Annotated in this window: 10 protein-coding genes; 5 read left to right on the top strand and 5 right to left on the bottom strand. The window is 71.4% G+C overall.

Features of this window, described 5'->3' with window-relative positions; genetic code table 11:
- The first annotated feature begins 21 nt into the window (after positions 1-21).
- Positions 22-618 carry a 3'-5' exonuclease gene (locus ACFPCY_RS21270; RefSeq protein WP_378257728.1) on the top strand — a complete coding sequence of 199 codons (597 nt, stop codon included), beginning with the start codon at positions 22-24 and terminating at the stop codon, positions 616-618.
- Between the two features lie 179 nt (positions 619-797).
- Positions 798-1,700 carry an ATP-binding protein gene (locus ACFPCY_RS21265; RefSeq protein ID WP_378257726.1) on the top strand — a complete coding sequence of 301 codons (903 nt, stop codon included), beginning with the start codon at positions 798-800 and terminating at the stop codon, positions 1,698-1,700.
- A 162-nt stretch (positions 1,701-1,862) separates the two neighbouring features.
- Here ACFPCY_RS21265 and ACFPCY_RS21260 read toward each other — a convergent pair whose 3' ends face one another.
- Positions 1,863-3,293, bottom strand: a complete 1,431-nt coding sequence (locus ACFPCY_RS21260; RefSeq protein ID WP_378257724.1) for an MFS transporter — start codon at positions 3,291-3,293, stop codon at positions 1,863-1,865.
- A gap of 364 nt (positions 3,294-3,657) precedes the next feature.
- Here ACFPCY_RS21260 and ACFPCY_RS21255 point away from each other — a divergent pair, with 364 nt between their 5' ends.
- Positions 3,658-4,239, top strand: coding sequence for a TetR/AcrR family transcriptional regulator (locus tag ACFPCY_RS21255; protein ID WP_378257722.1), 582 nt, complete (start codon positions 3,658-3,660; stop codon positions 4,237-4,239).
- A 407-nt stretch (positions 4,240-4,646) separates the two neighbouring features.
- Here ACFPCY_RS21255 and ACFPCY_RS21250 read toward each other — a convergent pair whose 3' ends face one another.
- Positions 4,647-5,711: a mechanosensitive ion channel family protein gene (locus ACFPCY_RS21250; RefSeq protein ID WP_378257720.1), complete on the bottom strand. Its 1,065-nt coding sequence runs from the start codon at positions 5,709-5,711 to the stop codon at positions 4,647-4,649.
- A gap of 154 nt (positions 5,712-5,865) precedes the next feature.
- Here ACFPCY_RS21250 and ACFPCY_RS21245 point away from each other — a divergent pair, with 154 nt between their 5' ends.
- Positions 5,866-7,533, top strand: coding sequence for a CocE/NonD family hydrolase (locus ACFPCY_RS21245; RefSeq protein WP_378257718.1), 1,668 nt, complete (start codon positions 5,866-5,868; stop codon positions 7,531-7,533).
- A gap of 924 nt (positions 7,534-8,457) precedes the next feature.
- On the opposite strand, the gene ACFPCY_RS21240 is transcribed toward ACFPCY_RS21245, so the two are convergent.
- From ACFPCY_RS21240 to ACFPCY_RS21230, 3 genes are read right to left on the bottom strand one after another with little or no spacing between them, the layout of a single operon-like run.
- Positions 8,458-8,907 (bottom strand): peroxiredoxin, encoded by a 450-nt coding sequence (locus tag ACFPCY_RS21240; RefSeq protein ID WP_378257716.1) that lies wholly within the window; start codon positions 8,905-8,907, stop codon positions 8,458-8,460.
- The gene (locus tag ACFPCY_RS21235) at positions 8,904-9,488 is read right to left on the bottom strand and encodes a histone deacetylase (protein WP_378257714.1); all 585 of its coding nucleotides are present in this window, start codon (positions 9,486-9,488) and stop codon (positions 8,904-8,906) included. The genes ACFPCY_RS21240 and ACFPCY_RS21235 overlap by 4 nt, the downstream gene beginning before the upstream one ends.
- Positions 9,489-9,492: 4 nt before the next feature.
- A complete protein-coding gene (locus tag ACFPCY_RS21230; RefSeq protein WP_378257712.1) occupies positions 9,493-10,740 on the bottom strand; it encodes a serpin family protein in 1,248 nt (415 codons plus the stop codon).
- 405 nt (positions 10,741-11,145) lie between these two features.
- On the opposite strand from ACFPCY_RS21230, the gene ACFPCY_RS21225 reads away from it, so the two are divergent.
- A complete protein-coding gene (locus ACFPCY_RS21225) occupies positions 11,146-12,525 on the top strand; it encodes a glycosyltransferase (RefSeq protein ID WP_378257711.1) in 1,380 nt (459 codons plus the stop codon).
- The last annotated feature ends 99 nt before the right edge of the window (positions 12,526-12,624 follow it).

The following is a 12,624-nucleotide window of genomic DNA, read 5'->3' as shown; positions in this document are numbered from 1 at the left end:
CGCGTCGTTACGGTGCGCTGCATGGAGGATTTCGGACGCTTTCTGAACGTGGTCGACGTCGAGGCGACCTGCTGGAAGGGGCCGCGGCCGAAGGATCAGGTCAGCGAGATCATCGAGATCGGCCTCTGCGTGGTGGACCTGCGCACGCGCGAACGCGTGGAGAAACACCGCGTCCTCGTCCGGCCGGAGAGGTCGCGCGTCAGTGAGTTCTGCACGGAACTGACCGGTCTCACGCAGGAGGAGGTGGACACGGGCGTCTCGTTCCCCGAGGCGTGCGCGCTGCTGGAGCGGGAGCATCTCGCTCATATGCGCGCGTGGGCGAGCTGGGGCGACTACGACCGCAAGCAGTTCGAGCGCCAGACGGCCGCTGTAGGCGTGCGCTATCCCTTCGGCCGCCGCCACGTGAACGCGAAAGCTCTCTGGGCGGAGGCACACGGACTGCGGCGCAAGCTCGGAATGGCGGGCGCGCTGGAACACGCAGGCCTTCCCCTAGAGGGACGCCATCACAGCGGTGCGGACGACGCTTGGAACATCGCCGCATTGGTGCTGCGCCTAGTGCAGCGCGGTGCTTGGCCCACGGGTGCGCGTCCCGGAGCGCCTGCCTCTCGTTCCTCTTAAGGCTCTTTTCGAAGCGTTTCCGAGCCCGTTCGCCGTGCAAGTCCGCCCCACGGATTCCTCGGGAGACGTGGGAAGGTCCATGGGCGACCTCACGCCGCGACAGGTTTGCAACTCGTGCATAGGGCACGACTTTGACGACCGATACGGCCGGCGCGCACGCTCGGGAGGCGTGGAGGGACGTGGAGATCAATCTCGACCTGCGACTGCCCAGGGACAGCACGAGCGTACCCGCGGTACGACGGCTGCTCGACTCGTCACTCGCCGTCCTCGGAGTGGACGAGCCGATCCGAGGCGACATCGAGCTGATGCTCACCGAGGCGTGTACGAACGTGATCCGCCACGCGCGCGCGGGAGACGACTTCACCGTGCGGGCGACCATTCTGGACGCGCGCTGCGTCATCCGGGTCATCGACTCCGGCCAGGGCGTGGACGCGAAGACCGCCGCGAAGGCGGGAGAACCGGCGTCGCTGACCGCCGAATCAGGCCGCGGCCTGCAGATCATGCGCGCGCTGGCGGACGATGTGCGGTTCCGCACCTTTCCGGACAGCGGCTCCCTGGTGGCCCTGGAAAAACATCTGGTCTACGGGGAGGACAGCATCGGTAGCCGCATGGCCCTGGCGGACTGGGGACTCGACGGGCATTCGGACGGCCATAGGCTGCGGGGCATGAGCGACGCCGCCGATCCCGAACTCCAGGAGTTCGCCAGCCGCCTGTTCGAGATGGCCCGTTCGGGCCGGACCGACGAACTGCTTCCGTACGTCGATGCGGGAGTGCCGGTGAATCTCAGCAACGAGAAGGGCGACACGTTGCTGATGCTCGCCGCGTACCACGGACACGCGGACACGGTCCGAGCGCTGGTGGAACGCGGCGCCGACACCGAGCGAGCCAACGACCGGGGGCAGTTGCCTCTGGCCGGAGCGGTGTTCAAGAAGGAGCCGGAGGTCGTCCGAGCGCTGCTCGAAGCGGGCGCGGCCCCGGGGGCGGGCAGCCCGTCCGCCATAGAGACGGCCAAGATGTTCGGCCACACCGATCTGCTGGAGCTGTTCGAGGCGTCCGCCGATCGACGCCCCGCGCAGTTCTGAGCAGAGGACGTAACGCTTCGCCCCCTTGCCGTTGACCAGGGATGACGTCGGGTTATCCACAGAACGGGCTTCGGCTTCTCACCCGTCCGGGCCGGGCGGCACGATGGTCGAACCGGCGCTCGTCGAGGACGGCGCCGGCACGAATCCGATCGAGCGTCGGGGTCAGGCCGACGATCGTGCCGAGCGAAGGGTGACGAAGGCGATGCACAAGGCGATCAGGCCGAAGGCCGCTCCGGTGGCGAACGTCGCGGCGAGCGCGTCGAGGGGCGCGGAACCGGCGACGTGTCCTGAGACGTGTCCGGTCGGATGTCCGGCGGGATGTCCGGTGGTGTGCCGGGCGGTGTGCCCGGCGGCGCGGCCGTCGCGTCCGGCGAACGCGTCGAAGACCGTCACCATGATGGACGTTCCGAGCGTCGCACCGGACCACAACACCGTCTGCGCGACGCCCGCTGCGGCTCCCGAATCCTCAGATCGCACGCTGGCCAGGATGGTCGCGTTCAGTGGCATCACCGTGAGACCGCCGCCCGCTCCGTACAGCACGAACGGGCCGAGCAGCCCGAGCGCGTAGCCCTGCTGCGGGTCGAGCGCGGTCAGCCAGAGCATGGCCGCCGTCATCAGCAGCGCACCGACCGACACGAGCGTCCGCGCACCGAACCGCGCGAACAGGCTCGGGGCGAAGCGCAGCACCACGAACTGCGTCCCGACGATCGGCAGGAACGCCGCTCCCGCCTCCAGCGGTCCGTAACCGAGGTTCTGCTGGAAGTACTGGGTGAGGAAGAAGAACCCGCCGAACATTCCGGCGACCTGCACCGCCAGGGCGGTGTACGCCCCCGCGCGCTTCCGATCCCGGAGTATCCGGAGCGGGACGAGCGGATGCGGCACTCGCGACTCGGCCAGTACGAACACGGCGGACAGGGCGACCGCTGTGCCGAGCGCGCCCAGCGCGAGAGCGTCGTGCCAGCCGTCCGGGCCGGTCCGGAGCAGCCCGAAGACCAGCGCGGTCAGGGCGAGCGTGCCCGTCACCGCTCCGATGAAGTCGATCCCGTCCGCCCGGCGCGAGGTCTCGGTGAGCACTCGCGGCGCGGCCAGCAGGATCACCACACCGATGGGAAGGTTGATGAAGAACACCAGGCGCCACGACGACAGGTCAGTGAGCAGTCCGCCGAGCAGCATGCCGAGCGCGCCGCCCACGCCGGTCACGGCGGACGACACGCCGAGTGCCCGTACTCGCGCGGCACCGGTGAAGAGCGTGGCGATCAGTGCCATCGCGCTGGGTGCGGCCAGGGCCGCGCCGACGCCCTGCAACGCTCGCGCGAAGATCAGCGTCCAGCCGCTCGACGCGACGCCGCCGAGCAGCGAGGCCAGCGTGAACAGCAGGATCCCACCGCAGAAGGCGCGGCGGCGTCCGACGATGTCGCCCGCTCGTCCGCCGAGCAGCAGGAGCCCGCCAAACGCGAGCGTGTAGCCGTTCTGCACCCAGGCGAGACCGCCCGTGGACAGACCGAGCGCGCTGCGGATGTCCGGGAGCGCGATGGTGACGACCGAGGAGTCGACGCCGACCATGAGCTGGCAGCCGACGATCACCGCGAGCACGAGTCCGGGATGATGGGGGGAAGAGGAGGACGGTCGTGACGAGGAGACTCCCGGGGTCTCCGCGGCATTGACCCGTCCGCTCGGAACAGTCGACAAGGCGACCTCCGTGGGTCAGGATCTAAGGAACGGCAGCGTTCACTATGCGGCGAAGCTACCACCCGTCCACACGAAAGGGAACGCTCGCGTTCACTATTTTCCGGTCCGACGTGGAAGACCCGACCGCCCCGAGCGACGCTCCCGGCTGGATTCGTCCTCCCGAGAGGCAACCCTCCTGCAAGGCTGCCGCGTACCCTCTCGGTGCCGCCGGCTCTTCCCGCGAAGCGGACGTCTCCTCTGCGGGAGGCCGACGAGGGGGAGGGCAGGGATGGTGAACGCGCCCACGCGCCGGCGCGGCGAAGCCCTGGAGAGCGCGATCCTGACCGCCGCGCTCGACCAGCTGGCCGAGGTCGGATTCCGCCGCCTGACCATGGAGGGCGTCGCTGCCGCCGCGCAGACCGGCAAGGCCGCGCTCTACCGTCGCTGGTCGAGCAAGGAGGAGCTGATCGCGGACGCGCTCCAGCACGTCCTGCCGGTGCCCGCGGACCTCCCCGTCCACGACAACATCCGCGACGACCTGATGGAGCTGATGCGCTCCTACCGGGACGCCGTGAACGCCACCCGCGGCACGGCCTTCCAGGTCCTCAAGGAGGACGGAGACCAGTCGATGGAGCTGATGCGCGACGTCGTCCGGCAGCGGGTGACCACCCCGCTCAAGGAACGGCTCCTCGCCGCCCTCGAACGCGGCGTCGAACGCGGCGACGTCCGTCCGAGCGCCGCCGTGCCCCTGTGCGCCGAGATCGGCCCCGCCATGGTCATGTACCGCTGCACGCTCGTCTCAGAGGAGATTCCCGACACCTACCTCGCCGAACTGGTCGACAACGTGCTCCTCCCCGCCGTCAGCTCCTGACCGGACCGGCCCACAGCGGTGGTGCCCAACGCGACGGCCCGGGTGCGCTGAGCGTGCCCCGCCCTGAGGCGGGCGGACAGCGCAATGGCTCGGGGCCGCTGAGCGTGACGCAGCCTCCGGCGGAGGGGAAGCGCAACGGGTCGAAAGACCTGAGCATGACGCGACCTCGGGCCGACGGGCAGCGCACGGAGTTGGGGGGGCCTGAGCGAGACGCGCCCTGTGGCAGCGTTCCGTGCCCTGAGGCGGACGGGTACACCACGGCTCGGGGCCGCTGAGCATGACGCGGCCTCGGGCCGACGGGTAGCGCGACGGGTCATGGTGGTTAGCGCGACCTGGGGCGGGCGGGCTGGTGGCGGGGAACTGGGCGGGAGGCTCGGCGGTGGGGCGGTGGGGCGGTGGTGCTGGGGTCAGTCGGTGAGGTGGGAGGTGGGGGACAAGGCGGTGTGGGGTTCGGGGAGGAGGAGTTTGCGGGTCGGCGGGGGCATCTCGATGTTCTCGAGGCGGAAGCGGCGGTGGAGGCGCTTCACGAACTCGTGCTTGATGCGGAACTGGTCGCCGAACTCGCCGGTGCGGAGGATGACGGTGAAGTGGATGCGGGAGTCGGCGAAGGTGTGGAAGCGGACGAGGGGCTCGGCGTCCTTCACGCCGCCCTCGACCTCGGACATCACCTCGTGGCCGACCTCGATGACCGTCTTCTCGACGTGGTCCAGGTCGCTGTCGTAGGCGCAGCTCGCCTGGATGAGCAGCGACATGTCCTGTGCGGGGCGGTGGTAGTTGGTGAGGATCGTCTTGGAGAACGTGGCGTTCGGGATGACCTCGATGTTGTCCGACAGGGTTCGGATGGAGGTGTTGCGCCAGTTGATGTCGACGACGTAGCCCTCCTGGCCGCTGCTCAGCTTGATGTAGTCGCCGGGCTCCATCGTCCGGGACGCCAGGACGTGCACTCCGGCGAAGAGGTTGGCCAGGGTGTCCTGGAGGGCGAGCGCGACGGCCAGACCGCCGACGCCCAGCGCGCCCAGCAGGGGCGTGATGGAGACGCCGAGGCTCTGGAGCATCACCAGGACGCCGACGCCCAGCACGATGACCTTGCTGATGTTCGTGAAGATGGTGACGTTCGCGGCGGTGCCCTGGCGGATGAGCGCGACCGAGGCGATGATCCCGGCGGTCAGCCGGGCGAGCGCGAGCGACACGATCAGCACGGTCGCGGCGGTCAGGATGCGGCCCGTCGCGAGCAGCGTCTTCTCGTGCAGCTTCAGCGTGTTCGCCGCGATCCAGGCGCCGCCGAGCAGGCAGAGCGGCATCGCCAGGTCGTAGACGAGGCGTGCGGCCAGGTCGTCCCAGGCCCAGCGGGTGTCCCCCGCCCGGGCGGTCAGTCGCTTGGCGAACAGCCGCAGGCCGACGGCCAGCACCAGGGCGACCACCATGACGCCCGCCGCGACGATGATCGGTTCCCAACCGGGCCACTCAGGCATGCTGCGGCACCCTCCATAAACCACGAAAACTCCGGACAAAGCATCGATCGTAGCCCGGTCGGCGGGCGTACTTCGGGTCAACGGGACATGAGCTGTCCGGCCCGGGAAGGAGGGTGTGGCGTGAGCGTCGGTACGGGCGGTTACGATCGTGAGAGTGGTAGGTACGGGGATGCTGCGCCGCCTGGGGGTCACGGCGCTCGGACTGCGGAACGGCCCTCACAAGGTCGAGGTCACGCGCGACCTCGAGGTTCCGACGGACGACGGCGTGACGTTGCTCGCCGACCATTACGCGCCGGTGGGCGTCGATCGTCCGCCGACCGTTCTCGTCCGGTCACCGTACGGACGGCGCGGACCGTTCGGCCTGATGTGCGGGCAGACGTTCGCGTCCCACGGGTTCCAGGCGGTCGTGCAGAGCGTGCGCGGCGGCTTCGGCTCGGGTGGCGTCTTCGAGCCGCTGGACGAGCGCGAGGACGGGCTCGCCACCATCGAGTGGCTGAAGCGGCAGCCCTGGTTCGGCGGCACCTTCGCGATGCACGGGCCCAGCTATCTCGGCTACGTGCAGTGGGCGGTCGCCGCCGAGGCCGGTCCGGAACTGCGGGCGCTGGCGATGCAGGTCACCGCCTCGTCCTTCCGCGAGGCGGTGAACGTCGGCGGCACCTTCGCCCTGGAGGCGGCGCTGACCTGGGTCGACCTCACCGCCCGCATGAAGCACCCGCTGTCGGGGGTGACCACGGGCATCATGTCGCCGCGCCGCGCCCGGCGGGCGGCGCTGTCCGGAAAGCCGCTCGCGGAGCTGGACGTCCTCGCGACCGGCGAGCAGCAGAAGTTCTTCCAGGACCTGCTCACCCACGGCCCCGACACGCCGTTCTGGGACCGGCGCGACTTCACCAGGACCGTGTCGGAGGTATCCGCGCCGGTCAACATGATCGGCGGCTGGTACGACATCTTCCTGCCCTGGCAGATGAAGGACTACGCGGCCCTGCGCGCGGGCGGCCGCCGCCCGTACCTGACCATCGGGCCGTGGTTCCACGCGGACGGCCGGATGATGCGCGGCTCGGTGGCCGAGTCGCTGGACTGGTTCCGCGCGCACCTGCTGGACGACCCGTCCGCCCTGCGCGAGATGCCGGTCCGGCTGTTCGTCACGGGCGCGAACGAGTGGCGCGAGTTCCCCGACTGGCCCGTCCCCGGAATGCGCGAGGAGCGCTGGCACCTGCACCCGGACGGCGGCCTGTCCCCGGACGCGCCGCCCGAGTCCGAACCGGACCGCTACCGGTACGACCCCGAGCACCCGACCCCGTTCCTGGGCGGCCCGACCCTGCTCGGCGACAACCATCCCGTCGCCGACCAGGCGCGCCTCGAACGCCGCCGCGACGTCCTCACCTTCACCTCGTCCGAGCTGACGGACGACCTGGAGATCATCGGCCCGGTCTCGGCCGACCTCTGGGTCCGCTCCGACCGGGAGAACACCGACTTCGTCGTCCGTCTCTGCGACGTGGACGAGGAGGGCGTCTCGCTCAACCTCTGCGAGGGCATGCGCCGCCTCGTCCCCGGCACCCCGGACCCGGACGACGAGGGCGTCCGCCGCATCGCCGTGGAACTCTGGCCGGCCGGTCACCGCTTCCGCCGCGGCCACCGCATCCGCGTCCAGGTCTGCAGCGGCGCCTACCCGCGCGTGTCCCGCAACCCCGGCACCGGCGCCCCCATCGGCACCGCCACCGACTACCTCACCGCGGACCAGGAGATCTTCCACGCCCCGTCCCACCCGTCCGCGATCCTCCTCCCCCGCGTCGATCTCCCCGCCCCCACCGACTCCCCCGCCTGAAGCCCGCCCCCACCACCACGACGGAGGGAGAGAACAGCGCAGCCCCCGCCCCGCTTCGGTCCCCCAGCCGCGCCCCACCGACCAACCCGGGAGACATGACGGACACAACCTGGATCGGCCGGTGGCGCAACCAGCACGGCTCCGTGCTGACCGTCCTAGCCCAGCCCCTGCCACCCACGTCGCATACTCCAAGCCCGGCACAAACCCGCCTGAGACGCGAACCGGCGCCGCCCAAGCGAGCCTGCACACGCGCGCCGAGCACCGAGCACCGAGCACCGAGCACCGAGCACCGAGCACCGAGCACCGAAGAAGAGCCAAGCGCGGAACAAGCGCAACCGCAGGACGAAGCGACCGCGAGACAGGTGCGGCCGAGCCCTGGCGAGCACAGCACCGCGACGTCCCGACCCGGAAGATCCACGGGACACCGCGTACGGCCCGAGGCGCACGAGCACGCACGAGCGCGAGACGAGCGGCGCATGAGGGCCGCCGCGAGATGAGGCGACGCCAGCACAAGATGGGCGCGACCGGAAAATGCCCCGACGGGAGCCTCGCGCCACACGAGTGCGGTTGCGGGACGGGGCGGCGAGAAAGCACGCCCGCGCGCCGGGCAAGCACAGAGCCGAGGCACCGCGAACGAGGGCCGGACGCGGCTGAAAAGCTAGACGAGCGCTGTCGAAACACGCTCGCACGCCGGATGAGCACAGCACCGCTGAGCGCCGGATGAGCACCGCACCGCCGAGCGCCGGATGCGCACAGCACCGTCGAGCGGCGGATGAACACCGCACCGCTGAGCGGCGGATGAGCACAGCACCGCCGAGCGGCGGATGAACACGGCACCGTGGCGTTCCGAAGCCGAGGAGGCGGACGCGGTCGGGAGAGGGGATTGCTGCAGGTTGGGGCGGAGGGCGGGTTGGGGCGGGGAGGTCAGCGGTTGCGGAGGGCGGCGAGGGCTCGGTCGGCGTGGATGTTCATGCGGACCTCGGACTTGATGATCTCGAGGATGCGGCGGTCTTCGGCGATGACGAAGGTCTGGCGGCGGGTGGGGGCCAGGGCGAAGCCGCGTTTGACGCCGAAGCGGGCTCGGACGGTGCCGTCGGGGTCGGAGAGCAGGGGGTAGCCGAGGGAGTGCTTGTCGGCGAACTCCCGCTGCTTGCCGGGGGTGTCGCCGCTGATGCCGATGGGGCGGGCGCCGAGGTCGGCGAGTTCCTCGGCGGCGTCGCGGAAGTGGCAGGCCTCCGCCGTGCAGCCGGGCGAGAGGGCGGCCGGGTAGAAGAACAGCACGACCGGGCCGTCCTTCAGCAGGTCGGTGAGGCGGCGCGGGGCGCCGGTCTCGTCGGGAAGCTCGAAGTCTTCCACCACGTCTCCGACGTTCATGGCCGAACGGTACCAAGGACGCCGGGACAGGACATCAGGTAGGTGGACACGCGTTCCGGCGGCCAGCCGTGGGTTTCGGTCAGGCCGCCGGACAGCATGGCGAGGTAGGCGGCGGACGGGGCGTTCAGCGCGGCGTCGGCGGCGCCGTGGGGTGCGGTGAAGGTGAGCATGGGGTGTCCGTCCAGCTCACCGACGTTCAGGACGGTCTCGTAGCGGCCGGGGCCGAGGGTCTGGCGGCCGGTGGTGACGGCGGGGGCGAGGTCGAGGTCGGCGCCGGTCTCGCGGCGCATCTCCTGGGCGAGGACGTCGCTGAACTGCCCGGCGGTCAGCAGGTAGGCGCGGGCGGGGGTCTCGCCGTCCAGCGCGGGGTCGTAGAAGGCCATGCCGCCGCCCCAGACCAGGGACGTCAGCGCGAAGTAGATCCCGCCGGGCAGCAGGACGGGCCGGTCGGCGAGCGGCGGGCGGGTGTCGCGGCAGCCGGTGTAGGTGCGCGCCGCGCCCGCCGGACGGCCGCCCGCCAGGTAGCAGAGGAACCGGTCGCGGTGCAGGTTGGACCCGTAGGCGACGTACCAGAGCAGCATCCGCTCATTGTCGGGTGGGGTCGGCCACGCGCGCCATGAAAAGCGGTTCTCCGGTCTTGCCGTCCCGGACGACGGCGAGGTAGGGGCGGTCGAACACGACGGTGATCCGCTTGCTGGGGGCGGGGGCGGCGAGCGCGGTGACGCCGCTTCCGGTGGCGGCGGCGCCTTCGGTGCCCTTCTCGTCCACCTTGAGCGTGGCGGCGTGCTGGACGAAAGCGATCTTGCGCGCGACAGGCGAGATGCCGTGGAGGTCGGCGGCATCACTGAACGCGACGGCCATGCCGAGCTGTTTGAGCAGCGGTGTGAGCTCGCGGCGGGACGAGAGGTTCACCTTGGGCATCGTCACGTCCACGTCGGCGCCGGTGTCGAGTGCGCCGGTCAGCCGGTCGAACGTCGCGCCGGTCAGGGTGGGGCAGCCGCGGGCGGAGGTGTCGGGGAGCAGGGCGGTCATGCGGAGTCGTCCGCCGACGTAGGGAAGGTCCACGGCGGTCCATCCGGCGGAATGGGCGTAGCCGAAATGGGTCTTGGCGCTCATCAGCTTCGCCTGGACCGCGCGTCCGTCCGAGGCGGTGAACGGGCCGGGCATGGCGTGCCCGAACTTCGTCTCCCAGTCGGCCTTGAGGTACACGGCGTCGGTGAGCACCCAGCCGGTGTCGCGTTTGAGCTGGTCCGGCGCGAGCAGCTCGGGGATCTTGCCGCCGGTGTCCTCCTTGATCCGGGCGTTGATCGTCTTCCGGGCGCTCTCGGGGTCCTGCGCGATGTCGAGGGTTTTCAGCCCCGCGTCGTAGCCGGTGGCGAGCTTGTCGAGGTAGCCCTTGTCGGTCCGGACGCCGGAGTCGGCCCAGACCTGGTCCGCGACCTTGACCGAGACCTTCTTGGTGTCGAGCGACCGCATCTCCCGCGTCCGCGCGCGCAGGCCGGGCAGCAGGTCGCCGGACGGCAGGCGCAGGGCGCGGGCCATCGCGGCGGCGGTCCGGCCGCGCGCCCCCTGGTAGACCATGCCGAGGCTGGACGCCACGCTGCTCGGCGACAGGACGATGTTGGCGTTCGGGTCGGTTCCGCACCACGCCGAGAGCAGTCCGAAACCGAACGCGGTGTCGGCGCGTCCGAGGGGGCGGGGATCGCCGGGCGGGACGTTCGTCACGGCGCCGCGCAGCTCGTGGGCCTTCGGCGCCTGGTCGCCGCACGCCGCGAGGCCGGTGGTCAGCGCGACCGCGCACGTCGCGGCGGCGAGAGAGCGGGGAGTCGGCATGCCGATTGGACGGGGCCGTCCCGCACCCGGTTCCTCAGCCTGACCGAAACACGCCGAGAAGCAGGACGGAGAGGCCGGGCGAGACCCCCGGGACGGGGCGGGCGTCGGGGCATGTCCGCAGGTGACGGCCCAGGTCCCGGTGAGGGCACGACCTCCCCAAGGGAGGGTCACGCGTCGGTGAGGAGAGTCTCGCTTTCGCGCCACTACCGTGTGAGGCGCGCCACCCCGCGTTTGCCCGTCCTCGTGATCGGGGACTATGGTCATCGTGACCGCTTGAACGCGGGTGGGGACGGAAAGCCCCCCGCCGGCACCCTTCAGGGGCGCGTTCCACAGGTCATTGCTTGTCGACAGGTGTCTACGACGCAGATACCTCCCGGTTACCCATGTGCTGACCCGGAGGTCCCCATGCGTCGGTCCCTGAACATCGCCATCGTTTCCGCTTCCGACTTCAGCGGCGACCACTCCCAGGTTTCGCACGTCCGTGACCTGGCACGTGCGCTGGGCCGCCCCGAGGACGAGGGCGGCGCGGGTCACCGCGTCTCGGTCTACGGGCGCCGCTGCGCCCCCGACGCGCACGGCCGCACCCGGCTCTCGCCCGGCGCGACCCTGTACAACCTCACCGTGGGCCCGGAGCGCCCGCTCTCCGACGACGAGCTGCTGGAGCACGTGAGCGAGCTCACCGACGAGCTGCGCCGCCGCTGGTCGGGCGCCGGACGGCCCGACGTCGTCCACGCCCACGGCTGGATCGGCGGCCTCGCCGCCTGCGCCGTCGCCCGCGAGCTCGACATCCCCTTCGCGCAGACGTTCCACGGTTTCGCGGTCACCGAGACGCGCGCCGGACGGACCGTCCACCCCGCGCGGGCGCGGCTGGAGCGGGCCATCGGACGGAGCGCCTCCATCGTCATCGCACGCTGCACCGAAGAGGCCTCGGTGGCCGTCCGGCTGGGCGTGCCGCGCAAGTCGATCAAGATCACTCCGCCCGGCGTGGACGTGGAGCTGTTCTCCGAGGTCGGCCCGGCGATGCCGCGCGGCGACCGGGACCGGCTCGCGGTGGTGGCGCGGGACCTGTCGGACGGCTCCGTCGAGACCGCGATCCGGGCGCTGCAGCACGTGCCGGACGCCGAGCTCACCATCGCCGGCGGCCCGGAGCGCGAGGAGCTCGAGAACGACCCGACCGTGCACCGGCTGACCGTCCTCGCCAAGGAGCTGCACGTCTCGGACCGGGTGATCTTCCTCGGCCGGGTCGCGCGCCGCTCCCTGCCGCGCCTGCTGCGCACCGCCCGGCTCGTGCTGAACCTCGCCCCGGCCCAGCCCGCGCCGACCGCGGCGCTGGAGGGCATGGCCTGCGGCGTCCCGGCCGTCGTCACCCCGACCGGCACCAACGCCGACGCCGTGCTCGACTCGATCACCGGGCTGCACGTCCCGGCGGGCCGGCCGCGGCAGATCGGGCTCGCCGTCCGCGCCCTGCTCGCCGAGGAGACCACGCGGCGCGGCTACGCCATCGCCGCCGCCGACCGCGCCCGCTCCCGCCACAGCTGGGAGCGCATCGCCGACGAGACCGAGCGGGTGTACCAGACGCTCATCCCGGAGCCCGAGACCCTGCCGGAGCCGGACCAGGACCCCGAGCACGCGCCGGACACCGCCCCGGAGCCGACCCGCGTCCCCGCCCCCACCCCCGCTCCCGGCCGGACGCCGGACCCGGAGCCCGAGCCCGCCTCCTCCAAGGAGAGCATGGCCAGCGCCCTCGCCGAGACCGACAGCGAGCTGGTGGGCTCCCTCACCTGACCCGCCCGCCCCGCCTCGACGTCCTCGACCGACGTTCGCGGCCGGACGCACGCGGCCGGATGCACGCGGCCGGATGCACGCGGCCGGACGCACGCGCGA

Origin of the sequence: Actinomadura gamaensis (assembly GCF_042652125.1) — a bacterium.
Lineage (GTDB): Bacteria > Actinomycetota > Actinomycetes > Streptosporangiales > Streptosporangiaceae > Spirillospora > Spirillospora gamaensis.
The sequence above is the reverse complement of the archived record's forward strand: the minus strand, read 5'-3'. Positions and strand labels throughout refer to the sequence as shown.